Annotated in this window: 28 protein-coding genes; 1 reads left to right on the plus strand and 27 read right to left on the minus strand. The window is 72.3% G+C overall.

The genetic code is table 11. The features are described from left to right. Positions 1-52: 52 nt before the first annotated feature. From C1A17_RS05990 to thiL, 26 genes are all read right to left on the minus strand, one after another. Entirely contained in the window at positions 53-370 is a 318-nt protein-coding gene (locus C1A17_RS05990; protein WP_101651793.1) for a DUF2469 domain-containing protein, read from the minus strand. Positions 371-395: 25 nt separating this feature from the next. Further along, positions 396-1079, minus strand: coding sequence for a ribonuclease HII (locus tag C1A17_RS05995; RefSeq protein WP_101651795.1), 684 nt, complete (start codon positions 1077-1079; stop codon positions 396-398). Continuing rightward, on the minus strand, positions 1076-1756 hold the full coding sequence (gene lepB, locus C1A17_RS06000) for a signal peptidase I (RefSeq protein ID WP_101651797.1): 681 nt from the start codon (positions 1754-1756) through the stop codon (positions 1076-1078). Before lepB (C1A17_RS06000) ends, C1A17_RS05995 begins: the two co-directional genes overlap by 4 nt. 24 nt (positions 1757-1780) lie before the next feature. After that, entirely contained in the window at positions 1781-2365 is a 585-nt protein-coding gene (gene lepB, locus C1A17_RS06005; RefSeq protein WP_245873522.1) for a signal peptidase I, read from the minus strand. A gap of 130 nt (positions 2366-2495) precedes the next feature. Then, complete coding sequence (gene rplS / locus C1A17_RS06010; RefSeq protein WP_101651801.1) at positions 2496-2837, minus strand: 50S ribosomal protein L19; 342 nt, start codon at positions 2835-2837, stop codon at positions 2496-2498. A 177-nt stretch (positions 2838-3014) separates the two neighbouring features. Continuing rightward, positions 3015-3914: a tRNA (guanosine(37)-N1)-methyltransferase TrmD gene (gene trmD / locus C1A17_RS06015; RefSeq protein ID WP_101651803.1), complete on the minus strand. Its 900-nt coding sequence runs from the start codon at positions 3912-3914 to the stop codon at positions 3015-3017. Beyond that, positions 3914-4408, minus strand: coding sequence for a ribosome maturation factor RimM (gene rimM / locus C1A17_RS06020; RefSeq protein ID WP_101651805.1), 495 nt, complete (start codon positions 4406-4408; stop codon positions 3914-3916). The genes trmD and rimM overlap by 1 nt, the downstream gene beginning before the upstream one ends. 166 nt (positions 4409-4574) lie before the next feature. Next, positions 4575-4805 carry an RNA-binding protein gene (locus tag C1A17_RS06025; RefSeq protein ID WP_101651807.1) on the minus strand — a complete coding sequence of 77 codons (231 nt, stop codon included), beginning with the start codon at positions 4803-4805 and terminating at the stop codon, positions 4575-4577. Positions 4806-4807: 2 nt separating this feature from the next. Next, positions 4808-5266: a 30S ribosomal protein S16 gene (gene rpsP, locus C1A17_RS06030; protein WP_101651809.1), complete on the minus strand. Its 459-nt coding sequence runs from the start codon at positions 5264-5266 to the stop codon at positions 4808-4810. Positions 5267-5420: 154 nt separating this feature from the next. Continuing rightward, positions 5421-7034: a signal recognition particle protein gene (gene ffh, locus C1A17_RS06035; protein WP_101651811.1), complete on the minus strand. Its 1614-nt coding sequence runs from the start codon at positions 7032-7034 to the stop codon at positions 5421-5423. 138 nt (positions 7035-7172) lie between these two features. Beyond that, on the minus strand, positions 7173-7511 hold the full coding sequence (locus C1A17_RS06040; protein WP_101651813.1) for a P-II family nitrogen regulator: 339 nt from the start codon (positions 7509-7511) through the stop codon (positions 7173-7175). Beyond that, complete coding sequence (locus tag C1A17_RS06045) at positions 7508-8824, minus strand: ammonium transporter (RefSeq protein ID WP_101651815.1); 1317 nt, start codon at positions 8822-8824, stop codon at positions 7508-7510. Before C1A17_RS06045 ends, C1A17_RS06040 begins: the two co-directional genes overlap by 4 nt. Before the next feature lie 182 nt (positions 8825-9006). After that, positions 9007-9444 (minus strand): protein-tyrosine phosphatase family protein, encoded by a 438-nt coding sequence (locus C1A17_RS06050; RefSeq protein ID WP_101651817.1) that lies wholly within the window; start codon positions 9442-9444, stop codon positions 9007-9009. Between the two features lie 42 nt (positions 9445-9486). Then, a complete protein-coding gene (gene ftsY, locus C1A17_RS06055; protein WP_101651820.1) occupies positions 9487-10668 on the minus strand; it encodes a signal recognition particle-docking protein FtsY in 1182 nt (393 codons plus the stop codon). Between the two features lie 67 nt (positions 10669-10735). After that, complete coding sequence (locus tag C1A17_RS06060) at positions 10736-11128, minus strand: hypothetical protein (protein ID WP_101651822.1); 393 nt, start codon at positions 11126-11128, stop codon at positions 10736-10738. 127 nt (positions 11129-11255) lie between these two features. Further along, positions 11256-14795, minus strand: coding sequence for a chromosome segregation protein SMC (smc, locus tag C1A17_RS06065; protein ID WP_101651824.1), 3540 nt, complete (start codon positions 14793-14795; stop codon positions 11256-11258). A 7-nt stretch (positions 14796-14802) separates the two neighbouring features. Continuing rightward, positions 14803-15807 (minus strand): bifunctional DNA-formamidopyrimidine glycosylase/DNA-(apurinic or apyrimidinic site) lyase, encoded by a 1005-nt coding sequence (mutM, locus tag C1A17_RS06070; RefSeq protein WP_101651826.1) that lies wholly within the window; start codon positions 15805-15807, stop codon positions 14803-14805. Between the two features lie 51 nt (positions 15808-15858). Then, positions 15859-16566, minus strand: coding sequence for a ribonuclease III (gene rnc, locus C1A17_RS06075; RefSeq protein ID WP_101651828.1), 708 nt, complete (start codon positions 16564-16566; stop codon positions 15859-15861). Positions 16567-16597: 31 nt separating this feature from the next. Then, positions 16598-16801: a 50S ribosomal protein L32 gene (rpmF, locus tag C1A17_RS06080; protein WP_101651830.1), complete on the minus strand. Its 204-nt coding sequence runs from the start codon at positions 16799-16801 to the stop codon at positions 16598-16600. Between the two features lie 2 nt (positions 16802-16803). Beyond that, positions 16804-17325: a YceD family protein gene (locus tag C1A17_RS06085; protein WP_101651843.1), complete on the minus strand. Its 522-nt coding sequence runs from the start codon at positions 17323-17325 to the stop codon at positions 16804-16806. 64 nt (positions 17326-17389) lie between these two features. Continuing rightward, positions 17390-18619 carry an MFS transporter gene (locus tag C1A17_RS06090; RefSeq protein ID WP_101651846.1) on the minus strand — a complete coding sequence of 410 codons (1230 nt, stop codon included), beginning with the start codon at positions 18617-18619 and terminating at the stop codon, positions 17390-17392. Beyond that, on the minus strand, positions 18616-19107 hold the full coding sequence (coaD, locus tag C1A17_RS06095; RefSeq protein WP_101651849.1) for a pantetheine-phosphate adenylyltransferase: 492 nt from the start codon (positions 19105-19107) through the stop codon (positions 18616-18618). The genes C1A17_RS06090 and coaD overlap by 4 nt, the downstream gene beginning before the upstream one ends. 9 nt (positions 19108-19116) lie before the next feature. Next, positions 19117-19677 (minus strand): 16S rRNA (guanine(966)-N(2))-methyltransferase RsmD, encoded by a 561-nt coding sequence (rsmD, locus tag C1A17_RS06100; RefSeq protein WP_101651851.1) that lies wholly within the window; start codon positions 19675-19677, stop codon positions 19117-19119. Beyond that, positions 19677-21896: an ATP-dependent DNA helicase RecG gene (locus C1A17_RS06105; RefSeq protein ID WP_245873524.1), complete on the minus strand. Its 2220-nt coding sequence runs from the start codon at positions 21894-21896 to the stop codon at positions 19677-19679. Before C1A17_RS06105 ends, rsmD begins: the two co-directional genes overlap by 1 nt. Positions 21897-21919: 23 nt before the next feature. Further along, positions 21920-23506 (minus strand): DAK2 domain-containing protein, encoded by a 1587-nt coding sequence (locus tag C1A17_RS06110; protein ID WP_180953234.1) that lies wholly within the window; start codon positions 23504-23506, stop codon positions 21920-21922. Next, complete coding sequence (thiL, locus tag C1A17_RS06115; protein WP_101651855.1) at positions 23503-24498, minus strand: thiamine-phosphate kinase; 996 nt, start codon at positions 24496-24498, stop codon at positions 23503-23505. The genes C1A17_RS06110 and thiL overlap by 4 nt, the downstream gene beginning before the upstream one ends. A 37-nt stretch (positions 24499-24535) precedes the next feature. On the opposite strand from thiL, the gene C1A17_RS06120 reads away from it, so the two are divergent. Next, on the plus strand, positions 24536-25042 hold the full coding sequence (locus tag C1A17_RS06120) for a DUF3515 family protein (RefSeq protein WP_101651857.1): 507 nt from the start codon (positions 24536-24538) through the stop codon (positions 25040-25042). Positions 25043-25075: 33 nt separating this feature from the next. Here C1A17_RS06120 and C1A17_RS06125 read toward each other — a convergent pair whose 3' ends face one another. After that, positions 25076-26197 (minus strand): D-alanine--D-alanine ligase family protein, encoded by a 1122-nt coding sequence (locus C1A17_RS06125; protein ID WP_101651859.1) that lies wholly within the window; start codon positions 26195-26197, stop codon positions 25076-25078. Between the last annotated feature and the right edge of the window lie 8 nt (positions 26198-26205).

Raw genomic sequence — 26205 nt, forward strand, 5'->3', positions numbered from 1 at the left:
AACCGGGGGCTGCGAACCCCGGCCGCGAACCCGGGGCTGCGCACCGCGTGCGTCAGCGCGGGAGGGAGGACGGCGGTTCGAGATCGGACTTCGCGATCTCCTCGACGTTGACGTCCTTGAAGGTGAGCACGTGGACCTGCTTGACGAAGCGCGCTGTGCGGTACGTGTCCCACACCCAGGCGTCGCGCAGGGTGAGCTCGAAGTACACGTCGCCGGAATCGTGGTGCGCCTTGAGGTCGACCGCGTTGGCGAGATAGAAGCGGCGCTCGGTCTCCACAACGTAGGTGAAGAGTCCGACCACGTCGCGGTATTCCCGATAGAGCTGGAGTTCCAGGTCTGCTTCGTAGTCTTCGAGGTCCTCGGCACTCATAGATCCATCCTAGAGCAGTCCGGACTCAGGCCAGGCGGAACGACCGGCGGTGGTGCACGGAGATCCCGTGCTCGGCGATCGCGGCCCGGTGCAGCGGCGCGGGATAGCCGGCGTTGCGCTCCCAGCCGTAGACCGGGAACTCGGCGGCGAGGTCCCGCATGAGCGCGTCCCGGTCGACCTTGGCGAGCACGCTCGGGGCGGCGATGGTGACGTGGGTACCGTCCCCCTTGACGACGGTGCGGACCTCCGGGACGACGACGTCGGCTGCCTCCCCGTAGTGCTCGAGCGCGTCGAAGGTCAGCGGACGCGAGAGCCAGTCGAAGGACCCGTCGAGGAGCACGAGGTCGGCCGCGGGCAGCGCGGAGAGCGCTCGCCTACCGGCGAGGCACAGCGCCGAGCTCATGCCGAGCGCGTCGATCTCCGCGGGGCTCGCGTACGCGACGGCGCGGTGCTCCTGCCAGGCGCCGATGACCTCGGCGATGCGGCGGCGCGAGGCGATCGAGAGCTGCTTGGAGTCGCGGATGCCGGCGGGCACCTCGGCCGCGAGGAGGGAGGCGAGGTCGAAGCGCACCGCTCCCACCGCCACCGGACCGGCGAGGCAGCCGCGGCCCACCTCGTCCATCCCGATGATCGACCGCACCCCGGCGGCGAGGAGCTCGCGCTCGAGGGTGAGGTCGGTGAGCCCCGTGGTCGCCCGGCGCGGGCTCATGGGGCGGGGACGGCGGCGAAGACCTCGTCCGGGGTGCCGATCCCGCGGATCCGGTCGAGCGGCCAATTGATGAGGAACACCGAGCCGACCACGGCGTCCTCCGGGACGAAGGCGCCGCCGGCGGAGTCGGTGTTGAACCGGGAGTCGAGCGAGTTCGAGCGATTGTCGCCCATCACCCAGTAGTGGCCGTCCGGCACGGTGACCTCGAACGGGATGTCCGACGGGGTGATCCCGGGATCGAGGTAGGTCTCGTCGATGGGCTCGCCGTTGACGAGCAGGCGCCCCTCCGCATCGCAGCACTCGATCGTGTCCCCGCCCACACCGATCACGCGCTTGATGAGCTGGGTGCCGGCATCGGCGGGCACGAGGCCGAGGAACTCGAGCACCGGATTGGGCGAGTACTGCTGGGTGACGGAGGAGTCGAGCCAGCCGCCGGGATCGTCGAACACGATGATGTCGCCGCGCTCGACCGCCGGCCACGGCAGCTGGTTGACGAGGATCCGGTCGCCCACCTGGAGCGTCTGCTCCATCGAGGCCGAAGGGATGTAGAACGAGCGGACCACCCAGGTGCGGACGACGGTGGAGATCACGAGGGCCACGACGATGATGATCGCGACCTCTTTGAGGAACGCCGGGATACGGCCGGGTCGCCGGGTCTCTGGGCTGTTCGTCGTCACGTCCGGCAGTCTATCGCCCGCGCCTCAGCGGCGAAGCACCTCGTCGACGGCGGACCCGTGGCCGATGACCGTCCCGAGGACCCGCTCGACCGGGATCATGCCGCCGCCGGGCCTGCCGAGCAGCGCGCGCGAGTCCGTGGAGTCGGCGCGGTTGTCACCCATGACCCACATCCGGCCGGCCGGGACCTCGACGACGAAATCGGTGTCCGAGGCCGGCATGCCCTCCGGGACGTAGGACTCCTCGAGCGGTTCGCCGTTGAGGAGCAGCCGGCCCTCGTCGTCGCAGCATTCGAGGGTGTCCCCGCCGAGCGCGACGACGCGCTTGACGTAGAAGACGGTGCGCGGGCCGATCCCGAACCACGAGCCCACCTGGGCGGCGCCGCTCGGAGGCGCGGTGGCGATGAAGGACCCGCGGCCGTCGAACACGACGACGTCGCCGCGGTGCACGGAATCCGCCAGCGCGTCGGGCCGCCACACTGTGACGGTGTCGTCGACGGCGAGCGTGGGCTCCATCGAGGCGGACGGGATGCCGAAGGTCTGCACGCCGACCGCACGGATGAGGCCGGCGGCGAGGAGCGCGCCGACGAGCACGAGCGCGAGCGGACGCACGAACCTCCGGGCACGAAGAAAGCGCGGCCCGCCGGGGGCCGCGCCTGTCCTCGATCCGTCGGTCATGACCGGGTGCGCGTCGTCCGCACGTCGTGGTCCGGGCACCGGGGTGACCGACGCACGACTGTGCTCAGCGCTTCTCGCGGATACGAGCAGCCTTGCCGCGCAGCTTGCGGAGGTAGTAGAGCTTCGCCCGGCGGACGTCGCCGCGGGTGAGGACCTCGATCTTCTCGATCACCGGGGAGTGGACCGGGAAGGTGCGCTCCACACCGACGCCGAAGCTGATCTTGCGGACGGTGAAGGTCTCGCCGATGCCGCCGCCGTGGCGACGGATGACGATGCCCTTGAACACCTGGGTACGCGTGCGGTTGCCCTCGACCACGCGGACGTGGACGTTGAGGGTGTCGCCGGAGCGGAACTCCGGGACATCGGACTTGAGCGACTGTGCGTCGAGTGCATCAAGCTTCTGCATGATTCGTCATTCTCCTGTGTGCGCGCCTCGGGTCGGCACGACATTGCTCGGACCGGCCGGAGCCGGATGAGGTGGGGTCGTCTGCCGGAACGCTCCCGCGGCGGTGGGCCGGCGGGTGGTCCTGGCGGCATCGATCCCCCCGAGGCAGGACGATGCCAGCAAACGCAAGAGCCCAGTCTAGTCGGGCCGGTCCCCCCACGCCAATCCGGACGGGTCGGCGTTCGCGATCTCGTCGAGCACCGCGCGATCGCGCCGGTCGAGCGCGGCCGGGTCGAGCGCGGCGATGAGGTCGGGCCGGACCTCGGCGGTGCGGCGCAGGCGCTCGTCTCGGCGCCACCGTGCGATCGCGGCGTGGTTGCCGCTGAGCAGGATGTCCGGCACCGCGCGGCCGCGCCAGGCGGCCGGCTTCGTGTAGACGGGGTACTCGAGGAGCCCGTCCTCGAGGGACTCCTCGGTGAGCGATTCGGGATTGCCGATGATGCCGGGGACGAGGCGGGCGATCGCCTCGGTCATGACGAGCGCGGCGACCTCGCCGCCGTTGAGCACGTAGTCCCCGATCGAGTGGAGCCGCACCTCGGCGTGGTCGCGGGCCCACTCGACGACGCGCTGGTCGATGCCCTCGTAGCGGCCGCACGCGAACACGAGGTGCTCGCGGCCGGCGAGCTCGGCGGCGTGGGCCTGGGTGAACGGGGTGCCCGCGGGGCTCGGGACGATGAGGAGCGGACGGTCGCCCGCGGGGCGGTCCTGGCGGCCGGCGGGAGCGGCCGGCTCGGGGCCGACGGGCCCGGATTCCGCGGAGGCGGGGGCTGCGGTCGGCGAGCCCTCGGGGCCGTCGGGCACCTCGGACCCGACGCCGAGGATCGCGGTGAGCGCCTCGGCCCAGGGCTCGGGCTTCATCACCATGCCCGCTCCCCCGCCGTACGGGGTGTCGTCGACGGTGCGATGGCGGTCGTGCGTCCAGTCGCGCAGATCGTGGACGCCGAGGTCGATGATCCCCTTCTCCACCGCGCGCCCGATGAGCGAGAGCCGCAGGGGCGAGAGGTACTCGGGGAAGATAGAGACGACGTCGAGGCGCATCAGGCGTCCTCGATGAGTCCGGGCGGCGGGTCGAGGACGATCCGTCCGGCCTCGAGGTCGACCTCGGGCACGATCTGCTCGACGAACGGGACGAGCACCTCGGCGCCGGACCCGAGCGTGATGTGGAGGAGGTCCTGCGCCGCACCCGGGGTCACGGCGCTCACGGTGCCGATGCGCAACTCCCCGACGAACGCGGCGGCGCCGACGAGATCGTCGATGTACCAGGCATCGTCGTCGTCGAGGGTCTCCTCGACGGAGATCAGGGTGTTGCGGATCTCCTCGGCCCGGGTCCGGTCGGCGACCTCGCCGAAGGTCAGCAGCAGGCGGTCGCGGTGCCAGCGGGCACGGGTCAGGGTGAGGGTGCCGATGTCGGGCTCGGTGGTGAACACCGCACCGGGGACGAAGCGGTCATCGGGCACGTCGGTGCGCACCTCCACGGTGAACTCCCCGCGGATGCCGTGCGGCTTGCCGAGGCGGGCGACCACTGTGCTCACGCTTCACTCCTTGATCGGGGTACTGCTCGGGACGCGCACACCGGTGCGCAGGATGTCGGTCCCCGCCGGACCGCGATCAGCGGCGGCGAATCCGGGCCGACAATGCAATTTCCCAAGGTTCTGTTCACAGAAACCTTGGGAAATTGCATTGTCAGGAGAGGGGGTGTCAGGCCTCGACGAGGTCGATACGGACGCTCTGCCGTCCGGCCAGCGCTCCGATCACGGCCCGCAGGGCCTTCGCGGTGCGCCCGGACCGGCCGATCACACGGCCGAGGTCGTCGGGGTGCACGCGCACCTCGAGCGAGGTCCCGCGGTGGCCGCTGCGGCTGCGCACCGAGACGTCCTCCGGGTTGTCGACGATGCCGCGGACGAGGTGTTCGAGAGCGTTGGCGAGCATGATCAGGCTTCCGCCTTCTCCTCGGCACCGTCGGCCGACTCGTCGGTCGCGGCGTCCTCGGCGGGAGCCTCCTCGGCCGACTCGTCAGCGGACTCGGCCTTGCCGCCCTTGGGCGTCGTGGCCTCCTTGATGACGGAGCCGGTGGCGGGCGCCTCGAAGGCGGCCTTCTCCTGCTGCGGCTTGACGGAGTTCACGGCCTCGCCCTCGCCGGTGTGCTTCTGCCAGTCGCCGGTGAGCTTGAGGAGGGCCTTGACCTGGTCGGTCGGCTGGGCGCCGACGGACAGCCAGTAGAGCGCGCGCTCGGAGTCGATCTCGACGAGCGAGGGCTCCTCGAGCGGGTGGTACTTGCCGATGTCCTCGATGGTCTTGCCATCGCGGCGGGTCCGCGAGTCGGCGACGACGACGCGGTAGAAGGGTGCATGGACCTTGCCCATGCGGGTGAGGCGAATCTTGACTGCCACTGTAGTGGTGTCTCCTTTGGAAGATAGGGTGCGCTTGCCGCTCGCCGTTCCGTGGGGCTGGAGCGGGCGGGCGTCATCGCGTGGACACAACCGACGCGGCGGTTGAGAGGGTCCGCCGCGGGTCGAGTACAAGGGTCAATTGTGCCAGAAACCGCTACTTGCTGCCACCCGAGCCGAACATCCCGCCGAAGCCCTTGGGCAGCTTGCTGAGGTCGAACTCCTCGTCCCCGCCGAGGTCGATGCCGCCGAACGCGGAACCGGTGGGCTCGGGCGCCTTGCCCTGCCTGCGGAGCTCGGCCTGCTTCGCCTGCTCGGCGCGCTTGGCCGGGTTGCCGGACTTCCCGGCGGCCTTCTTCTTCCCCTTCTTCTTCCGGTTCCCGCCTCCCCCGGCACCGCCGCCGGGCATCTGGGGCATCCCCGGCATCTGCGGCATCCCGGGCATCCCGCCGCCGGCGCCGCGCCCGCCGCCCCGGCTCATCTGGCGCATCATCTTCTGCGCCTGGACGAAGCGCTCCATGAGCTGGTTGACCGCGGTGACCGTGGTGCCGGAGCCCTTGGCGATGCGCTGCCGGCGCGATCCGTTGAGGATCCGCGGGTTCGCCCGCTCGTAGGGGGTCATGGAGCGCACGATCGCCTCGACGCGGTCGATCTCGCGCTCGTCGAACGCCTCGAGCTGCTCCTTGTACTGGGACATGCCGGGCATCATGCCGAGCATCTTCTTGAGCGACCCCATCTTCTTGATGGCGGCCATCTGGGTGAGGAAGTCGTCGAGGTCGAAGTCCTCGCCGGACTCGACCTTCTTCGCGAGCTTCTCGGTCTCCTTCTCGTCGAAGGTCTTCTCCGCCTGCTCGATGAGCGTGAGGATGTCGCCCATGTCGAGGATGCGGTCGGCCATCCGGTCGGGGTGGAACTGCTCGAAGTCGGTGAGGCCCTCACCGGTGGAGGCGAACATGATCGGCCGGCCGGTGACCTGCGCGACGGACAGCGCGGCGCCGCCGCGGGAGTCGCCGTCGAGCTTGGACAGCACCACGCCGGTGAAGTCGACGCCGGCGAGGAACGCCTCGGCGGTGGTGACGGCGTCCTGACCGATCATCGCGTCGATGACGAAGAGGACCTCGTCGGGGTCGACCGCGACGCGGATGTCCGCGGCCTGCTGCATGAGCACCTCGTCGATGCCGAGGCGACCGGCGGTGTCGACGATGACGACGTCGTAGAGCTTGGCGCGGGCGACGTCCATCGCATCGGTGGCGACCCGCACCGGGTCTCCCACCCCGTTCCCGGGCTCGGGGGCGTAGACGAAGGCGCCGGCGCGCTCGCCGACGATCTCGAGCTGGTTCACCGCGTTGGGCCGCTGGAGGTCGGCGGCGACGAGCATCGGGCGGTGGCCTTCGGACTTGAGCCAGTGGGCGAGCTTGCCGGCGAGCGTCGTCTTGCCCGCGCCCTGGAGGCCGGCGAGCATGATCACCGTCGGCGGGCGCTTGGCGAAGCGCAGGCGCCGGGTCTGGCCGCCGAGGATCCCGACGAGTTCGTCGTTGACGATCTTGACGACCTGCTGACCCGGGTTGAGCGCCTGGGACACCTCGGCCGACAGCGCGCGCTCACGGACCTTCCCGGTGAACGTGCGGACCACCGGGAGCGCGACGTCGGCGTCGAGCAGGGCGCGCCGGATCTCCCGGATCGTGGCGTCGACGTCGGCCTCGGACAGCCTGCCCTTGCCGCGCAGGTTCTTGAAGGTCGAAGTCAGCCGATCGGAGAGAGAATTGAACACGAGGTTTCGCAGCTTTCGTCAGGGATGCCGAGCAGTTCGACCTCCCAGGGTACCAAGTCCGGGTGCATGAATGATCCCGGGGCGGGCGCCGTGATCGGCACCCGCCCCGGGACTTTCCTGCGCTGCAGCCGGCTGGGTCTACAGGGCAGCCTCTCCCTCGCTCTTGTCGGAGACCCGGATGACCTGCTCGACGGCGGTGATCCAGATCTTGCCGTCACCGGGCTGCCCGGTGGCGGCCCGCGCGAGGAGCACGTCGCAGATCAGCGGTGCGGCCTCCGAGGTGGCGAGCACCTCGATCCGCAGCTTGGGGACGAGGTCCTGCGTGTACGCGGCACCTCGGTAGAACTGCTTGTGGCCCTTCTGCCGTCCGTAGCCGCTGGCTTCGGAGACGGTCAGACCCTGGACTCCGAACTCCTCCAGGCCGTCGCGGACGTCCGCGAGCTTGTCGGGTCGGACGATGGCGGTGATGAGCTTCATGCGTTCACGCTTTCGGTGTCGGTCTCAGTGGTCATCCTGCGGTGCGCGGCCGGCGACGAGGGGTGCGGGCGGAACGCGCCGCCGGTTCCCAGTCCACCGTACTCGTAGGCGGTCTCGGCGTGCTCGGTGAGATCGATGCCGGTGACCTCGTCCTCTTCGCTGGCCCGCATGCCGATGGTCTTGTGGATCACGATGCCGATGACGAAGGTGACGATCGCGGTGAAGACGATCGCGAAGATCGCGGCCACCGTCTGCGCGACGAGCTGGCCGATGCCGCCGCCGTAGAACAGTCCGCCGCCCTCGCCGTCGACCGGGATCGCGAAGAAGCCGAGCGCCAGGGTGCCGATGAGGCCGGACACGAGGTGGAGTCCGACGACGTCGAGCGAGTCGTCGTAGCCGAGGCGGTACTTGAGGCCGACGGCCAGCGCCGAGCACACGCCGGCGAGGATGCCGATGGCGATCGCACCGAGCGGCGAGACGCTCGCGCAGGCGGGGGTGATGGCGACGAGGCCGGCGACGATGCCCGAGGCTCCGCCGAGGCTCGTGGGCTTGCCGTCGCGCATCCACTCGACGAGGATCCAGGCGATGAACGCCGCGGCCGGAGCGGCCATGGTGTTGACCCAGATGAGGCCGGCCTCGGCGGGATCCGTCGCGGCGCCGCCGTTGAACCCGAACCAGCCGAACCACAGGAGGGTGGCGCCGAGCATGACGAACGGGATGTTGTGCGGGCGCTGCGCCGGGTCGGTACCGAAGCCGTTGCGCTTGCCGATGATGAGGGCGAGGACGAGGGCGGCCACGCCGGCGTTGATGTGGACGACGGTGCCACCGGCGTAGTCGATGGCCTCGCCGAAGGTCTGGCCGATGACGCCGTCGGCCGACAGCAGGCCGCCGCCCCACACCATGAAGGCCATCGGGCAGTAGACGAGGGTGACCCAGACGGGCACGAAGACCATCCAGGCGGAGAACTTCGTCCGGTCGGCGATGCCGCCGGAGATCAGGGCGACGGTGATGATCGCGAAGGTCGCGCCGAATCCGGCGCCGATGAGGTCGGAGGTGCCGACGAGCCCGCTGAGGCCGAAGGCCTCGAACGGATTGCCGAACAGCTGCGCGACTCCGGTCGAACCGCTCATCGAGTAGCCCCAGAGGACCCACACGACGCCGACGAGAGCCATCGAGGAGAAGCTCATCATGAGCATGTTGAGGACGGACTTCGCGCGGGTCATGCCGCCGTACAGGAAGGCGACGCCCGGGGTCATGAGCAGCACGAGTGCGGCGCTCACCATCACCCATACATCTACTGCAGTGATTTCCATGTCTGTGTTCCAGCCGTGAGATATTCAGGACCGGTGATCGGGCCGCGAGGTCGGCGATCCCGGTCCGCGGAGATCCGTGGCTCCGCTGATGAACATTCTCGAATCTCGGTGTTTCGAGACGGATCGTCCCGAGTTTCGGCTGTGTTACAGGTGCGCCGCTCGTGTTTCCTCGGTGTTTCGGGTCACATCCCGATGCGGGGATCAGGGTCGGTCTCGCGGAGCAGCCGCACGGCCCGCGCCGCCCAGGCCCGCTGCCACGGCGTCTCCACCGCTCGCCGGTGGTAGTGGGCGCGCACCCAGTCCACCGCACTCGTGCTCGGCTCTCCCCCGAGGCCTGCGAGGACCGCGAGCGCGGTGCCGGTCCGACCGAGTCCACCCCGGCAGGCGATCTCCATCCGCTCACCGCGCAGGATCCGCCGATGGGCGTCGCGCAGCGTCGCGAGGCATGCGCGCCGATCCTCAGGCAGGCCGAAGTCCGGCCAGGCGAGTGCGACATGCGGCCAGGGCGGTCGGATCCCGCCGCCGAGGTAGACGCCGAGATCCGGCGGGACCCAATCCGCGCGGGCGCGTCTCCAGGACCGCGCCTCGACCCGGCCGCCGCCCGGCAGATCGACGATCATCGCACCGGGGAGCCCGGCGACGGGATCACCGCGCGGCTCGCATCACTGCTCGGCGAGCAGCGCGTCGACGAAGCCGGCGGCGTCGAAGGGCGCGAGGTCGTCGGCCCCCTCGCCGAGCCCGATGAGCTTGACCGGCACGCCGAGCGCGCGCTGCACCGCGACGACGATGCCGCCCTTCGCGGTGCCGTCGAGCTTGGTGAGCACGATGCCGGTGATGTCCACGGCCTCGGAGAAGACCTTGGCCTGCTGCATTCCGTTCTGACCGGTGGTCGCGTCGAGCACGAGGAGGACCTCGTCGACGGAATCGTGTCCGTCCGACAGCGGCCGCGCGGCGACGCGCTTGACCTTGCCGAGCTCGTCCATGAGGCCCTTCTTGTTCTGCAGGCGGCCGGCGGTATCGATGAGGACGACGTCGGTGCCCTCCTGCATCCCCCGCTCGACCGCGGTGTACGCGACCGAGGCCGGGTCGGCGCCCTCGAGGCCGCGCACGGTCTCGACGCCCACGCGCTCGCCCCACGTGGTGAGCTGTTCGGCGGCGGCGGCGCGGAAGGTGTCGGCGGCGCCGAGCAGCACCGAGCGGTCCTCGGCGACGAGGACGCGGGCGATCTTGCCGACGGTCGTCGTCTTGCCGGCGCCGTTGACGCCGACGACGAGGACGACGGCGGGGTCGGAATCGTCGCGGCGGACGTTGAGGCCGCGGTCCATCGTCGGGTCGACGACTGCGATGAGCTCCTCACGCAGGAGGTCGCGGACGGTCTGCGGATCGCGGGTGCCGAGCACCCGCACCCGCTCGCGGAGCCGGTCGACGAGCTCGGTGGCGGGGTCCACCCCGAGGTCGGCCATGATGAGCGTGTCCTCGATCTCCTCCCACGTCGACTCGTCGAGGGTGTCGCGGGAGAGCAGCGAGAGCAACCCGCGGCCCAGGGAGGAGTTCGACTTCGCGAGGCGCGCGCGGAGCCGGGCGAGGCGGGTGCGCGGCTCGGTGGGGGTCTCGAGCTCGCGCGCGGGCTCCTCCGGGAGCGGCTCGACGACGACGTCCTCGGGCACCTCCTCGACCTCCGGCGGCGCCTCTGCGGTGTCCGGCGGGGACGTGAGGTCGGGGGTCGTGGCCGGCAGGTCGCGCGGCGGACGCTTGGTGCGCGGCGGTCCGTAGAGCGCGATGCCCGACACGACGAGCACGAGGACGAGGGCGCCGAGGAGGGCGATGAGACTGATGGGATCCACGATCAGCTCCTAAGTGGGGTTGCAGCGGGTCCGGGACGGTGTGAGGCGGATGGGGCCGCGGCGCCGCTCAGCCGAAGAGCAGGACGACGGCGGTGCGGAAGCCGGTGCCGGTCTCCGGCACCTTCCAGTGACGGGTGCGGGGCCGGAAGGTCAGCAGCGGCGGCGAGGCGTGACGACGGGGCTGCGGGCGCAGGGCGTAGGAATGCTCCTGCATCGCGGTGACGGCGGCCTGTTCACGGGTCGCGAGGTGCGAGGTGTCCCCGTCGTGGCCGAAGAACCCGTGGACGTCGTCGTCGAAGCCGGTCCATTCCGTCGGCAGGCGGAACCGCTGGCGGCCGCCGGGCTTGATCCTGCCCTCGGCCCGCAGACCGGGCAGGGCGACGAGGAGGACGATGACGAGGCCGATCCCGAACGAGATGCCGAGACCGATGAGGATGACGATGCCGGCGCCTACATCCATCGGGTGCCCCGCGTGGCGGTAGGTGAGGACATCGGCCGGTCGCTCCTTCTGAGGTTCGTCGTGCAGGGGGATGAGGGGTCACCGGCCAGTGTATCCGCACCGACGGACGCAGCCGGTCCGCCGCGCGTCAGGCCGGCGGGTGAATTCGCTGAGAGATGACCTCGGAGATGCCGCTGCCGGCCATCGTCACGCCGTAGAGCGCGTCGGCGATCTCCATCGTGCGCTTCTGGTGGGTGATGACGATGAGCTGCGAGGACTCCCGAAGCTCGCGGAACACGGTGAGTAGGCGCGAGAGGTTGACGTCGTCGAGCGCGGCCTCGACCTCGTCCATGACGTAGAAAGGGCTCGGCCGGGCCTTGAAGATCGCGACGAGCATCGCGACGGCGACGAGCGAGCGCTCCCCGCCGGACAGCAGCGAGAGCCGCTTGACCTTCTTGCCGGCCGGGCGCGCGTGGACCTCGACGCCGGTGGTGAGCATGTCGTCGGGCTCGGTGAGGGTGAGCGCGCCCTCGCCGCCGGGGAACAGCCGGGTGAAGATGTCGGCGAACTCGCGCTGGGTGTCGGCGAAGGCTGCGGCGAAGACCTCCTTGACGTGGTCGTCGACCTCGCGCACGAGTCCCATGAGGTCGCGCCGGCTCACCTCGATGTCGGTGATCTGCTTCTCGAGGAAGTCGTGCCGCTCGGTGAGCGCGGCGTACTCCTCGAGCGCGAGCGGGTTGACCGCGCCGATCGACCTGAGGCTCCGCTCGGCCGCCGCGTGCGCCTTTTCCACCGCGGCGCGGACGAACGGGGTCTCCGGGTCGTCCGCCGCGGCACCGGGCACCGGCAGGTGGGGCCCGAACTGCTCGACGAGGTGGTCGACGGAGAGCCCGATCTCCGCCTGCGCGCGGCGGGTGAGCTCGTCGAGGTGGATGACGTGGCGCTCCCGGGCGAGCTGCGCCTCGTGCTCGACCCGGGTGAGCTCGGCGAGGCCGTCGGCCCGCTCCCGGCGCCGGGTGCGCGCTTCGGCGAGCGCGGACTCGAGCCCGGCCCGGCGCTCCCGCGAGGCGGCGAGCTCCTCCTCGGCACCGGATTCGAGGTCCGTGAGGTGAGCGGCGAGCGACGCCGCGATGCGGGCGAGCTCCCCGGCGCTCGCGGCCTGGGCGCGGCGCCGGGCGGCGGCGCGGGCGGCCTGTTCGCGGGCGGCCTCCTCGGCCTCGGCCTGGCGGCGCAGTGCCGCGACCCGGTCGGTGAGGAAGCCGGCGCGGTCCTCGACCGAGCGCAGTGCGATCCGGGCCTCCATGGCCTCCTCGCCGAGCTGTCGGACGGCGGCTGCGAGGGCGTCGCGCTCCCCGGTGTCCGGTTCCGCGTCGACGGTCTCGGAGTTCTCCGCGAGCGCGGTGTCGGCGTCGGCGAGTGCGGTGCGGGCGGCCCCGGCGTCGGCGGTGAGGCGCTCGCGGGAGGCCGCGAGCTCGCGCAGCCGGGAGTCGAGCGCGTCGACCGCGGCGGCGGCGCGAGACAGCTCCTCGCCGGCGGTGACGATCCGGGCATCGGATTCGTGGAGGGCAGTGAGCGCCGCGTCGACGGCGGCGCGGACCCGCTCCTGCTCGGGGGCGAGCTCGGCCGCGGCGGCGGCGAGCTCGGTGCGGCGGATGCGGAGCCCGTCCAGGACCTCCTCGGTCTCCGCGAGCGCCGCCCGGGTGGCGATCCGCGCGGCCTCTGCGGAACCGGCGCGGCGGATGCCGCGGGCACTGACGACCTCGCCGGTCGGGGTCACGGACACGGCCCGCGGGTCCGCGCGGAGGGCGGCGAGGGCGTGCGCGAGGTCGGGGGCGGTCATGACGCCGGCGAGCAGGCTGTCGAGGAGGGACGCGAGGCCGGCGTCCGGGGTGGTGACGAGTGCGCGTAATGGGCGTGGACCCGACGCCGAGGCGCCGGTCGGCACCGGTGCGTCCGCTCCCTCGCCCGCGGGGGCTGACGCTGCGGCGGGATCGGCGATGACGACGTCGACGAGGGTGTCGGGTCCGACGTGCTCGAGAACGGCGAGCGCCGCGTCCGGGGCGTCGACGAGGATGGCCTCCGCGGCGTGGTCGAGGACGGCGGTGACCGCGGTCTCGTACCCGGCCTCGATGGTGAGCAGGTCGCCGACGGCTGCGCGGACGCCGGGGATGTCCGCCTCGAGGATCTCCGCGGTCGCGGCGGCGAGCCGGGTGCCGATCCGCAGCGCCTCCGCGCGCGCCTCGGCCTGTCCGATGTCGGTGTCGACCTCCCGCAGCTCGGCGCGGAGCGCGTCCGTGCGCTGGGTGAGCGCCGTCTGCTCGGCGAGCGCGGCTTCGTGGGCGGCGTCGAGCTCGGTCTCCCCCGACTCCGAAGCCTCCGCCGCGGACTGCGCCTCGGTGAGCCGGGTGCGGGCCGCGGTGAGCCTTTCGGTGAGATCGGCCTCCGTCGTGTCGAGTGCGGTGAGACCGGTCTGCGCGTCGGTGAGCGTCTTGTGGGCGACCTCGCGCGCGCTCTGCAGGTCGGCCCGCGAGCGCAGCTGGGCGGAGATGCGGGCGCGCTCGGCCGTGAGGGCGGCTTCGGCCGCGGTGAGACGGGCCTGGCTCTCCTCGCGGCGCTCGGTGAGCGCGGTGAGGGTCTCGGCGGCGTCCGTGACCTCGCTGCGGACCTTGCTGAGGTCGGAGGCGTAGCGCTCGGCGCGCTCGCGCAGCGCGGCCGGGGTCTCGCCGGTGCGCTCGGGCGGGGCCTGCTGCAGGTAGTGGACGCGGTCGCCGGCGCGCTGGGCGAGCGCGGTGGCGCGGGCCGCCTGGGTGCCGGCGGTGCGGAGCCGGCGGCGGATCTCCTCCGTCCCGGCCTCGTGGCCGGTGAGCTCCGCCTCGAGCTCGCCGATCCGGGCGTCGAGCGCGGCGACCTCGGCTTCGAGCTCGGCGGTGCGCGCCGCGGCGTCCGCGGGGCCGGCCGCGGAGGCGAGGCGGGCCTGCGCCTGGACGATATCGTCGGCGAGCAGGCGGGCGGCGGTGTCGCGGAGGGTCGCCTGGACGACGGCGGCGCGCTTGGCGGCCTTCGCCTGTCGGCCGAGCGGCCCGAGCTGGCGGGCGAGCTCGGCGCGGAGGTCGGAGAGCCGGTCGAGGTTGGTCTGCAGCCCGGTGAGCTTCCGCAGCGCCTTGTCCTTGCGGCGGCGGTGCTTGAGGACCCCCGCCGCCTCCTCGATGAAGCCGCGCCGCTCGAGCGGGTCGGCGTGGAGGATCTGGTCGAGCCTGCCCTGGCCGACGATGACGTGCATCTCCTTGCCGAGCCCCGAGTCGTTGAGGAGCTCCTGGATGTCGAGGAGGCGCGCCGGTGCGCCGTTGACCGCGTACTCGCTGCCGCCGGTGCGGAAGAGCGTGCGGGAGATCGTCACCTCCGTGTACTCGATGGGGATCGCGCCGTCGGTGTTGTCGATCGTCAGGCTGACCTCGGCGCGGCCGAGCGCCTGTCGCTGGGCGGTGCCGGCGAAGATCACGTCGTCCATCTTGCCGCCGCGCAGGTTCTTCGCCCCCTGCTCCCCCATGACCCACGCGAGCGCGTCGACGACATTGGACTTCCCCGACCCGTTCGGTCCGACGACGCAGGTGATCCCCGGCTCGAGGTCGATGCGCGTGGCGGACGCGAACGACTTGAAGCCGCGCAGGGACAGGGACTTGAGGTACATGGTGGGCTCAGCTTATCCGGGACGGCCGCGGCGTCCGCTGGCATGCGGGGCACACGTGCGAGGACCGGCCGCCGACGACGAGCCGGGTGATCGGGGTGCCGCAGCGCCGGCAGGGCTCCCCGGTGCGGCCGTAGACCTGGAGGCTCCGCGCGAAGTACCCCGACTCCCCGTTGACGTGGACGTAGAGGGAGTCGAAGCTCGTGCCGCCCTGGGCGAGGGCGGCGCGCATGACCGCCGCGGATTCGGCCAGCACCGCCCGGATGCGCGAGATCCGCGTCGTGCGGGTGGGCGCGAGCGGATGGACGCCGGCGGCGAAGAGCGCCTCGTCGGCATAGATGTTCCCGATCCCGCTCACCGTCGTCTGGTCGAGGAGAGCGGCCTTGAGCACGGTCCGCTTCCGCTGGATCCGCCGGGCGACAGCCTCGGCGTCGAACCCCGGTTCGAGGGGGTCGGCGGCGATGTGCGCGGCCGAGGCGGGCACGTACCGGTCCCCCGCGGTCCACCGGTCGGGGACGAGCGGCTCGACGCCGAGGTGCCCGAAGATGCGCTGGTCGACGAACCGGAGCTCGGATGCCGCGGGCCGACCGTCGACGTCCGCCGGGTCGGAGTCGACGTCCGCCGGGTCGAGGTCGAGGATCGCCCGGGTGTGGCGGTGGAGCGGGTCCGCAGCCGTGTGGACGCGGAATTGGCCGCTCATCCCCAGATGGACGGACAGCGCGAGCGGTGGAGTGCGCAGATCGCGGTCATCGGCAGTCCTCGCCCAGGGCTGCCAGGGAGTCGCGGCGTGCGTGTCGAGCGGCAGCCAGAGGAACTTGCCGCGGCGCTCGACGGAGGCGAGGACGTGCCCGGCGAGCAGTTCGGCGAAGTCGGCTGCGGCACCGGGGGCGATGACCCGCTGCGAGGTCGTGCCGAGGATCCGCGGTTCGAGGACCCGCACTCGGGCAACGCGGCGGCCCCGCGCCCACGTCTCAAGTCCTCGGCGGACGCTCTCGACCTCGGGGAGCTCAGGCACGTCCGGTCTCCCGCAGGCCTGCGACCGTCCGGATCCGGGCGGACGCCGCCATCAGCGGCGGGCGCCCGGGTGCTGCTCGACGATGGTGCGGACCGCGGCCTCGGCGGCCCGGGCCTCGGCCGCCTTCTTCGAGCTCCCTTCGCCGCTGCCCCACGCGGCCTCGCCGAGCACGGCGACCGCGGTGAACACGCGCGCGTGGTCGGGCCCCTCGGAGGTGATCGTGTAGGTCACCGGGCCGAGCTTGAGGTCCGCCGCGGCCTCCTGGAGCGTGGTCTTGTAGTCCATCCCGGCACCCAGGCGGACCGCGTCGTGGAGCATGGTGTCGATGAGGCGGTGGACGAGCGCGAAGGCGTCGTCCGGGCCGCAGCCCACATAGGCCGCACCGATGAGCGATTCGACGGTGTCGGCGAGGATCGAGTCCTTGTCGCGTCCCCCGGTGAGCTCCTCGCCCTTGCCGAGGAGCACGAACTCCCCGATCCCCAGGCGGCGGCCGATCGCGGCGAGCGCGCGGGTGTTGACGACGGCCGAGCGCATCTTCGCCAGCCTCCCTTCGGGGAGGTCGGGGTTGTCGAAGAACAGCGATTCGGTGGCGACGAGCTGGAGCACCGCGTCGCCGAGGAACTCGAGCCGCTCGTTCGTCGGGATGCCGCCGTTCTCGAACGCGTAGCTCCGATGCGTGAGAGCACAGCGAAGCGTCTCGGGGTCGATATCGACCCCGAGACGCTCGGTGAGATCACCGAAGTCCGGTCGGGACTCCACGGATCGGTTCCTGATCAGCCGTGCGGCGTGATCAGATGTCGGCGACCTTGCGTCCCTTGTACTCAAGGAACAGCGGGGTGCCGGCCGAATCCTCGACGACCTTGGCCTGGTGGGGGCGCGAGTACACAACGCGACCGTTCTCCACAGTCTTGACCAGGGTCGGAACCTGGGCCTTCCACTGCGAACGACGGTGGCGGGTGTTGCTGCGCGACATCTTGCGCTTCGGAACAGCCACGTCTAGCTCTCTTTCTTCTCGTCCAACACGGTCTTTAGAGCCGCCCAGCGGGGGTCCGTCTCCGGCACGCTCTCGGGCAGATCCTCGCCCAGCGTGTACCGGAAGTCCTCCCCGTCGTCGTCCTTCACAGGACGGAACGGCAAAGCCATCACGACTGCGTCCCGAATCGCCGGTTCGAGGTCGAGCCGGTCGCGATCGACCGTGTACGACTCCTCGTCCCCGGGCTCGAGCTCGTAGACGAAGAGTTCCGTGATCGCCACATCGAGCGGCAGCTCCAGGTCCTCGAGCGTCCGGGCATCCTGCCCGTGCGCCACAGCACGGACGCTGCCGGAGACATAGATCCCCTCGACAACGCTCTCGAGCTGGAGCGCGAGCTCCATCGGTGCGCCCTCGGGCACGCCGATCATTTCGATTCGCAGGTCCTCGGGGGCCGGAACCGTGGTGTCCAGCCGCGACCATTCGCCGGGTCTGTCGATGAGACCCAGTTTCCGGAGGTCGAGCACGAGCTCGGATCTGTTCCGCATCTGCACACCTCCCGGTCGACGCTGCACACGACGGGGACGGACCCCGCGGATGACACGCGAGACACTAGTCTAGGTGCTTGCGCCGGGAAGTTCCAGTCGGCGGGGAGCCGCGCAGCGCGGTCGACGCCGCGGCCGTGACGAGGATCGCGCCGGACAGGCCGAACACCGATCCGGTGGTCCCGAGGACCGCGACGCCGGCCGCGAGGCTGGGGATCGCGACCTGGCTCAGCCGGTTGCCGGCGAGCCGGATGGAGAGCACCGCGGCGCGGTTGGCGGGGTCGGCGAGCGTGGACACCCAGGTCATCGTCAGCGGCTGGGTGAGGCCGAACGCGAAGCCGGCGCAGGCCATGAGGACCGCGAGCCCCCAGAAGCCGGGCACCACCGGCACGAGGAGGAGCGCGATGCCGCCGGTCAGGCTCGCGAGCGCGAGCAGCGCGACGAAGGGTACGCGGGGGGTGAGCCGGCCGATGAACATCCGCGACACGATCGAGGCGAGGGTGCGCACGGTGAGGAGCAGGGTCACCGTCTGCACCCCGAGCCCGTGGCGCTGACCGATGAGCGGCAGATAGGCGGTCATGATGTCGACGGCGGCGAGGGTCGCCATCGAGGCGAAGATCGCCGGCTTCATGCCCTGCGTGCGGAGGATGGTGAGCGGGGACTGCACGCTCGCGCGCGCCTCGGCCCGCGGGACGTGCCGGACGGCGGGCCGGCGCGCGACGCCGATCATCGCCGGCACCGCGAGCGCCGCCACCCCGGCCATCGCCCACATCGCCGGCTGGATGTGCGCATCCGCACCGGTGCCGGCGATGAGCCCGGCGAGCGGGACGCCGATCGCCTGCCCGGTCGACACCCCGATGGTGAGCGTGCCGAACCGCCGGTTGAGGTCGGACACCGGGAAGCTCTGCGGGATGAGCGCCTGTCCCGACACCGTGGTGAGGACCTGCCCCATGCCGAGCGCCATGTTCGCCGCGATGAGCAGCGGGATGCTCGGCGCCCAGGCCGCGCCGGCCGCGGGGAGGATCGTCAGCGCGGTGCCGAGCCACATCACCGGCATCGCGTACCCGCGGTCGACCCAGCGGCCGATCGGGATCGCGGCGAGCAGCGGCGCGAGCGAGAAGGTCGCGGTGACGAGGCCGAGCACGGCCGCGCCCCCGCCGAGCTCGAGCGTGCGGTAGGAGATGAGGACGCGGATCCCGTTGTAGGCTGCGTGGACGACGAGCGTGAAGAGGATGAGCGCGGTGAACCAGCCGGGACCGCGCTCCCGGGCGGGTGCGGGTCCGGAGCCCGCCGTCATCCCCGCTTCGCGTCCATCGCCCGGAGCACGGCATCGGGCACGAGGCCGGAGACGTCGCCGCCGAGCGCGTGGACCTCGCGGATGAGGGAGGAGGACACGTGCTCGTAGCGCGGGTCGCCGGGGACGAAGATCGTCTCGAGCTCGGTGAGGTGCCGGTTCATCAGCGCCATCGGCAGCTCGTAGGCGAAATCGGTGCCCGAGCGCAGGCCCTTGATCACCGCACCGGCCCCGATGTCCCGGCAGTAGTCGACGAGCAGCCCGCCCGGCACGTCGTCGATGGCGATGTTCTCCGCGCCCGCGGTGCGCGGGTCCTCGTCGAGCCCCGCGGTGATGAGTTCGATGCGCTGGGCGAGCGGGAAGTTGCCGGTCTTCGACGGATTGTGGACGACGGCGATGACGACCTCGTCGAACAGCTTCGCCGCCCGGGCGGCGACATCGATGTGGCCGACGGTGACGGGATCATAGGAGCCGGGGAGTACGACCTTCATCCCGCCATCCTAGTCGGCGGTGAGCTGGAGGAACCACAGCCGGGTCTCCCCCATCGTCCGGTCGCGGAAGATCTCGAGGCCTTCGGGCAGGGTCGGCTCCGGGGAGCGGGACGAGCGCTCGAGGACGACGACGGCCTCGGCGTCGCGGAGCACGGGGACGAGCAGCGCGAGGATCCCGGTGACCTCGGCCTCGCCGAGCGGATAGGGCGGATCGACGAGGACGAGGTCGGCGGAGGCGGGCGGCCGCTCGGCGAGCGCGGCGGCCGCTGCGCGGGTGATGACCTCCGCGCGGTCCCCGACCCCGAGGGCGCGGACGTTGGCGGTGATGATCCGGCTCACCGGCTGGGCGCGCTCGATGAACACCGCACTCGCCGCTCCCCGGCTCAGCGCCTCGAGTCCGAGGGCCCCGGAGCCGGCGAACACGTCGAGGACCGCCGCCCCGTCGAGCACGCCGAGGGACGCGAGGCTCGAGAACAGCGATTCGCGCACCCGGTCCGAGGTGGGCCGGGTGGCGTCGCCCGCCGGGGTCCGCAGCGGGTGGCCGCGGTGGGCGCCGGAGATGATCCGCATCAACCCGCCTCGATCCAGTCCTCGTCGGGGTCCCCGAGCAGCCGGTCGACGTACGCCCGCAGCACCGGGCTGCCGGTGAGCCCGGGGTCGGCGAGCACGGTCTGCGCCGCGGCCTCGCGCGCCGCCTCGATGATCCCGACGTCCCGGATCACCGACAGGTAGCGCAGCGAGGTGCCCCGGCCGGACTGGGCGCGGCCGAGCACGTCCCCCTCCCGCCGCTGCTCGACGTCGTACTCGGCGAGCGCGAACCCGTCGAGGGTGGCGGCGACGGTCTCGAGCCGCTCCATCGCATCCGAGCCGGCCGGCTGCCGACTGACGAGGAAGCACGTCGCCGCCGACCCGTCGCGCCCCACGCGGCCGCGGAGCTGATGGAGCTGGGCGACGCCGAAGCGGTCGGCGTCGTAGACGACCATGGTGCGGGCGTTGGGCACGTCGATCCCCACCTCGATCACCGTGGTGGCGACGAGGACGTCGATCTCCGCCGCCGCGAACAGCCGCATCACCGTGTCCTTGCGCCCGGGTTCCATGCGCCCGTGGAGGCTCGCGATCCGCAGCCCGGCGAGCGCCGGGTGCGCCTCGATGCGCGCGGTGAGGTCCTCGACGCCGAGGAGCTCGGGCACGGGTGCGCCCGCCTCGTCCACCGACGGCGGCTCGGTCTCGATGCGGGAGGCGACGATGAAGGTCTGCTCGCCGCGCGTCCCGCTCTCCCCCACGAGCTCGAGGATCCGCCCGAGCCAGCGCGGGTGGGCGTCGAGGGACACCGCGTGGGTGGTGATCGAGCGCGACCCGCCGGGCATGTCGGCGAGGACGGACACGTCGAGGTCCCCGAACACCGTCATCGCGACCGTCCGCGGGATCGGGGTGGCGGTCATGACGAGGGTGTGCGGGATCCGGTCCCCGCCCTTCGCCCGGAGGCTCTCGCGCTGCCGCACCCCGAACCGGTGCTGCTCGTCGACGACGACGAGGCCGAGGCGGTGGAACATCGTCGTGTCCGACAGCAGCGCATGGGTGCCGACGAGGATGTCGATCCGGCCGGAGACGAGGTCGAGGAGCAGCCGCTTGCGCTCGGCGGCCGGCAGCGAGCCGGTGAGCAGCGCGACGCGCACCTGCCGGCCGCCGGCGCGGTCGGCGCCGCCTGCCCACACGGCGGGACCGCCCTCGGTGGTGCGCTCGGCGTCGAACAGGCCGTCGACCTCGGCGAGACCGCCGAGGTAGCGCACGAGCGAGCGGTGGTGCTGCGTGGCGAGCACCTCGGTGGGGGCGAGCAGCGCGGCCTGCGCGCCGGAGTCGACGGCCTGGAGCATCGCGCGCAGCGCGACGAGGGTCTTGCCGGACCCGACGTCGCCGTGGAGCAGGCGGTTCATCGGCTCCTCGGCGGCGAGGTCGCGCGCGATGTCCGCGCCCACCGCGGCCTGGGAGCCGGTGAGCGCGAACGGCAGGCCCCGGTCGAACGCCGCGAGCAGACCCGCCTCGCCCTCCGCCCCGGGCAGGGCGACCGCGCGGTCGTCGGCGGCGAGCGCCTTGCGCGAGAGCAGCTCGGCCTGGAGCGCGTAGGCCTCCTCGAACCTCCACCGCTGCAGCGCGGCGCGCGGCTGCGCCGCGTCGGTCGGCCGGTGCACCCATTCGAGGGCGGTGCGGTAATCGGGCAGGCCGTGCGCGGCGCGGATGTCGCCGGCGACCGGATCCGCGAACACCTCGGGCGGGGCGGTGTCGAGGAGCACGCGGATGAGGCGCTGGATCCGCGTGGTGGCGATCGTGCCCGTCGCCCGGTAGATCGGGATCGGCACCGCGAGGTCCTCCTCGTCGAGGGATTCGGTGCCGGTGGGGTTGAGCCAGCGGGGCGAGGCGATCTGCACGGTTCCGCGGTAGAGGGTGACCTTGCCGGTGAGCGCCACGTGACGGCCGGTGGTGAGCGTGTTCGCGATCCACGGCTGGTTGAAGAACGGCGCCTCGACCTCGGACCGGCCGTCGGAGAGCACGACGGCGGTGAGCGACTTGCGGCCGGAGAGCTGCTTGGCGGTCACCCGCACCACCCGGGCGCTCACCACCGCGACGGTGTCGGGGACGAGCGCGTCGAGCGGGGTGACCTCTCCCGGCACGACGTAGGTCCGCGGGAAGTGGCGCAGCGCCTCCTCGATCGTCGTGATGCCGACCGTCGCGAGATCGGTGAGGTCGCGCTTGCGGGAGATCAGCCGCGACAGCGGGATGTCGGCGGTCACCGCGGTCCTCGCATCCGCGGCCCCTATTCGACGCCGAGCACGGCGTAGCCGGTCGGGTGGAGGCTGTGGAGCGTCTCGACCGACACCTCCGGATGGGCGGCGGCGAGATGCGTCGACAGTGCCTCTCCGACGGTGTCCGGCAGGCGCGCCCCGGTGACGACGGTGAGCAGCTCCCCGCCGGCGCCGAGCAGGCGCTCGGCGAGCGCGACGACGGCCTCGACGGGGTCGGTCTCGACGGCGCGGATGCGGCCGTCGATGACGGTGAGCAGGTCCCCGCGCTCGAACATCAGCGGCCCGGCCGAACCGGTGTGCGCCTCGACGACCGCCCCGACGCGCGTGGCCGAGGCCGCCTCGGACATGTCGGCGAAGATGATCCGCGGGTCCTCGCCGGCGTCGTGGACGGCGAGCGCGGACAGCACGGCGGCGACCGAGCGGGAGCGGACGACCTCGACGCCGTCGGTCTCCGCATAGGTCTCCTGCACCGTCCGCAGCGCCGCGGCGCTGTCGGGCACGACGATCACCGGGGAGGTGGCGTCGGCGACGACCTCCGCGAGCCGGGAGTGGACGAACGGGCTGTCGGAGTCGAGCGCGACGGCGTCCTGGAGCCCGCAGGCGAACAGCAGGCCGATCCCGCTGACGAGGGCGATGACCGAGGTGCGGGCGTCGCGTCCGCCGGTCACCGAGAGGTCCTCCACGCGCAGGTCGGCGATCCCGTAGCGGGCGCACCCGCTGAGCACGGCGAGCGCGTGCTCCTCGTCGGGGACGTGGACGTGGACCATCGGCCAGGACACGACGACCGAGCTGCCGCGGGCCTTCGCGAGGAGGCGCTTGACCGGACGGGTCCGGTCCTTCTCCTCGGCGAGGTGGAACACGAGCTCGAGCGCATCCTCGCCTGCGCCGTGCCCGGAGCCGCGGAGCGTCGGCAGCTCCGCGCCGGCGGCGGCGTCGCGGGCGATGCTCCGGTCCGAGGTGGGCGCGCGGCCGGTGACGGTGAGGTAGAGGAGGTCGAAGAGCTCGACGATCCCTGTCGAGCCGGCATCGACGATGTTCGCCTCGAACAGCACGTCGAGCTGGCCCGTCGTCTCACAGAGGGCCTCCCGGGATCGGGAGCGCACGGCCTCGATGAGCTCGATGAGCGAGTCCCCGGCCTCGGCGCTCCGGCGCGCCTCGGCGGCCATCGATTCGAGCACGGTGAGCATGGTGCCGTCGACGGGGTCGGCGACCGCGTCCCGGGCGCGCGCGGAGGCGAGTTCGAGGGCGCCGGCGAAGGTCGGGGCGTCGAGCACGGTGACGCCCTCGAGCGCATCGGCCACCCCGCGCAGTGCGACGGAGAGGATGAGTCCGGAGTTCCCGCGGGCGCCGCGCAGCGCGCCGGTGGCCATCGCGCCGACGACCTCGGGCAGGGTGACGGACCCGGAGAGGTTCTCCACCGCGCGGTAGGCGCTGCGCACGGTGTGGTAGAGGTTCGAGCCGGTGTCGCCGTCGGGCACCGGGAAGACGTTGAGGGCGTTGATGTCGTTGCGCTCGCGCCGCAGCCGCTCGACCGTGCGGCGCGCCCAGCGGGCGGCGAGTCGGCCGTTGAGCCGGACCGGATCCTCCTCCGTGCTCACCTGTCCCCCGTGAAGTGTGTGAACGCCGGGTCGGTGACCGGCTCCCCGTCGAGGGTGAGTCCGCTGTCGCCCGACCGGCACGTGCCGATGCGGGTCAAGCCTACCGGAACGCTCTCAGGCGGCACGGCGGCGAGGAACCCGTGGTCCTCTCCCCCGGTGAGCACCCAGTGGAGCGCACGGGCGGCGGGGTCGGGATCGCCGAGCGCGGCGGCGGCCGGTTCGAGGGGGCGGGCGAGGGCGGTGAGCGCGGCGCCGTCGAGCGCGATCGCCGTGCCCGAGGCGCGGGAGATCCGGCCGAGGTCGCCGGCCGGGCCGTCCGAGGCGTCGATGAGCGCGTGCGCCACCGGGGCGAGGGCGCGGGCGGCCGCTGCGATGAGCGCGTCGCGCACCGCGGCCTCGGGTCCGGGCGCTCCGGGTCGGAACCCGGCGAGGAGCAGATCGAGGCCGGCGGCCGCCCGGCCCATGGTGCCGCCGAGGACGATCGCGTCCCCGGGTCGGGCGCCGGAGCGCAGCACGGGGGCGCCGGTGAGCGCACCGAGCGCGGTGACGGAGACGACGAGGCACGGCCCGCCCGACAGGTCGCCGCCGAGCACTGCGGCTCCCGCCCGGGCGGCCTCGGCGGCGAAGCCCTCCATGATCCCCTCGAGCACGTCGACCGCGGTGGTGCCGGGGGCGGCGAGGGCGATGACGAGGCCATGGGGGGCGGCCCCCATCGCATGGACGTCGGCGAGGTTCTGCGCGGCGGCCTTGATCCCCAGGCTCACCGGATCGCACCAGTCGGCGAGGAAGTCCTCCCCCTCGACGAGCATGTCGGTGGTGGTGACGAGCCGGCCGTCCGGCTGCGAGACCGCGGCATCGTCCCCCGGGCCGACGAGGACCTCGACGCCGGCAGGCTGCGCGTCCGGAGCGGGGAGCCGGGCGAGGAGGCGTGCGAGCACGCCGTCCTCGCCGAGATCGGCGAGGGTGGGCACGGGGTCGGCGGACGGGCTCATAGTCCTCCAGTATGCCAAGCGGACTACCCTGGGAGGCATGCTCCGTGATCGTCCTTCCCGCCGCGCGCTCCGGCGCGTCGTCCCGCTCGCCCTGCTCGCGCCCGTGCTCGCCGCATGCACCCCGGCGCTCATCGTCGATCCGGCGCCGAACGCCCACGATCCCGCGTGCGCCGACGTCATGCTCCGGATGCCCGATGAGATCGACGGGACCCCGGACCGGGACACCTCCTCGCAGGGGACCGAGGCGTGGGGCGATCCGGCGATCGCGATAGCGCGCTGCGGGATGGAGCCGCCCGCCCCGACCACCGACCGGTGCGTCACCGTCGACGGCGTGGACTGGATCTCGACGGAGGAGGCCGCGGACTCGTGGACCTTCGTCACCTACGGGCGGACCCCGGCGGTCGAGGTCATCCTCGACCCGCAGAAGGTGTCGGGGGCGACGGTGCTGTCGTCGGTGTCCCCGGCCGTGGCGCTGCTCGAGGAGACGAGCGCGTGCGTGGGCGCCCACGATGCCGAGCAGGTGCCCGAGCTCCCCGAGGAGTGAGCGCGGGTCCGGGGCGCGACCGCAGGACGGGGCTCAGCCGGCCGGTGCCGCCGGAACGTCCTCGAGGGCGGTCCGGATGAGCTCGTCGACGACTGCCGGGTACTCCATGCCGCTCGCGCGCCACATGCGGGGGAACATCGAGCTCGGGGTCATGCCGGGCAGCGTGTTGATCTCGTTGATGACGACCTCGCCGTCGGGCGTGACGAAGGTGTCGACGCGGGCCAGCCCCGTGCAGTCGAAGGCCTCGAAGGCCCGCACGGCGGCCTCGCGGACCCTGTCCCCGACCGCGGCGTCGAGCTCGGCGGGGCAGGTGAGGACGACGGAGTCGCCGTCGAGGTACTTCGCCTCGAAGTCGTAGAACTCGTGATCGCCGACCACGGTGATCTCCCCGAGCTCGCTCGCCCGCGGGGCGTCCCGGTGGAGCGAGCCGAGCACGCCGCACTCGATCTCGCGGCCGGTGACCATGGGTTCGACGATGACCTTGTGATCGTGCGCGAACGCCTCCGCGAAGGCCGCATCGAGGCCGGCGGGATCCGCGACCTTGGACACGCCCACGCTCGATCCCGCCCGCGCGGGCTTGACGAAGACCGGGTACCCGAGGGCGGAGATCCGCTCGGTCGCGACCGCCGCGTCCTCCCGCCACTCGCGATCGGTCACCTTTTCCCACGGGCACACGGGGAGGCCCGCTGCGCGGAGCACGATCTTCATGAAGTGCTTGTCCATGCTCGCCGCCGAGGCGAACACCCCGGAGCCCACGTAGGGGGTGTCCGAGATCTCGAAGAAGCCCTGGATGGTCCCGTCCTCGCCGAACGGGCCGTGGAGCATCGGGAAGTAGACGTCGACCGTCCCGAGCTCGGTGAACGCGCCGTCGGCACCGCGCTGGAGCAGCGGGGAGCCGGTCGCGGCGACGGGCGGGAGGATCTCCGTGCCGTCGTCGACCACCTCGGGCATCGCATCGGGGTCGAAGCGCATGTCCTGCCAGTCCTCGACGAGCCGCCACGTCCCCTGCCGGGTGATACCGATGGGCAGCACCCGGTACTTCTGCGGGTCGACGGCCGCGAGCACCCCGGCAGCCGTGACGCAGCTGACGGAGTGCTCGGGGGTCCTGCCGCCGAAGAGCACGGCGACGAGGGGGCGGGTGTCTGCGGGAGTCATCCCCTCAG

Origin of the sequence: Brevibacterium ihuae (genome assembly GCF_900184225.1) — a bacterium.
Lineage (GTDB): Bacteria > Actinomycetota > Actinomycetes > Actinomycetales > Brevibacteriaceae > Brevibacterium > Brevibacterium ihuae.

What these genes read in the sequence shown, in the direction of transcription:
- C1A17_RS05990 (WP_101651793.1), bottom strand. Translation starts at nt 370, where the DNA reads ATGAGTGCCGAGGACCTCGAAGACTACGAAGCAGACCTGGAACTCCAG.
- C1A17_RS05995 (WP_101651795.1), bottom strand. Translation starts at nt 1,079, where the DNA reads ATGAGCCCGCGCCGGGCGACCACGGGGCTCACCGACCTCACCCTCGAG.
- rplS (WP_101651801.1), bottom strand. Translation starts at nt 2,837, where the DNA reads ATGCAGAAGCTTGATGCACTCGACGCACAGTCGCTCAAGTCCGATGTC.
- trmD (WP_101651803.1), bottom strand. Translation starts at nt 3,914, where the DNA reads ATGCGCCTCGACGTCGTCTCTATCTTCCCCGAGTACCTCTCGCCCCTG.
- C1A17_RS06025 (WP_101651807.1), bottom strand. Translation starts at nt 4,805, where the DNA reads ATGCTCGCCAACGCTCTCGAACACCTCGTCCGCGGCATCGTCGACAAC.
- C1A17_RS06040 (WP_101651813.1), bottom strand. Translation starts at nt 7,511, where the DNA reads ATGAAGCTCATCACCGCCATCGTCCGACCCGACAAGCTCGCGGACGTC.
- C1A17_RS06045 (WP_101651815.1), bottom strand. Translation starts at nt 8,824, where the DNA reads ATGGAAATCACTGCAGTAGATGTATGGGTGATGGTGAGCGCCGCACTC.
- C1A17_RS06050 (WP_101651817.1), bottom strand. Translation starts at nt 9,444, where the DNA reads ATGATCGTCGATCTGCCGGGCGGCGGCCGGGTCGAGGCGCGGTCCTGG.
- C1A17_RS06060 (WP_101651822.1), bottom strand. Translation starts at nt 11,128, where the DNA reads ATGGATGTAGGCGCCGGCATCGTCATCCTCATCGGTCTCGGCATCTCG.
- smc (WP_101651824.1), bottom strand. Translation starts at nt 14,795, where the DNA reads ATGTACCTCAAGTCCCTGTCCCTGCGCGGCTTCAAGTCGTTCGCGTCC.
- C1A17_RS06085 (WP_101651843.1), bottom strand. Translation starts at nt 17,325, where the DNA reads ATGCGGAACAGATCCGAGCTCGTGCTCGACCTCCGGAAACTGGGTCTC.
- C1A17_RS06090 (WP_101651846.1), bottom strand. Translation starts at nt 18,619, where the DNA reads ATGACGGCGGGCTCCGGACCCGCACCCGCCCGGGAGCGCGGTCCCGGC.
- coaD (WP_101651849.1), bottom strand. Translation starts at nt 19,107, where the DNA reads ATGAAGGTCGTACTCCCCGGCTCCTATGATCCCGTCACCGTCGGCCAC.
- rsmD (WP_101651851.1), bottom strand. Translation starts at nt 19,677, where the DNA reads ATGCGGATCATCTCCGGCGCCCACCGCGGCCACCCGCTGCGGACCCCG.
- thiL (WP_101651855.1), bottom strand. Translation starts at nt 24,498, where the DNA reads ATGAGCCCGTCCGCCGACCCCGTGCCCACCCTCGCCGATCTCGGCGAG.
- C1A17_RS06120 (WP_101651857.1), top strand. Translation starts at nt 24,536, where the DNA reads ATGCTCCGTGATCGTCCTTCCCGCCGCGCGCTCCGGCGCGTCGTCCCG.
- C1A17_RS06125 (WP_101651859.1), bottom strand. Translation starts at nt 26,197, where the DNA reads ATGACTCCCGCAGACACCCGCCCCCTCGTCGCCGTGCTCTTCGGCGGC.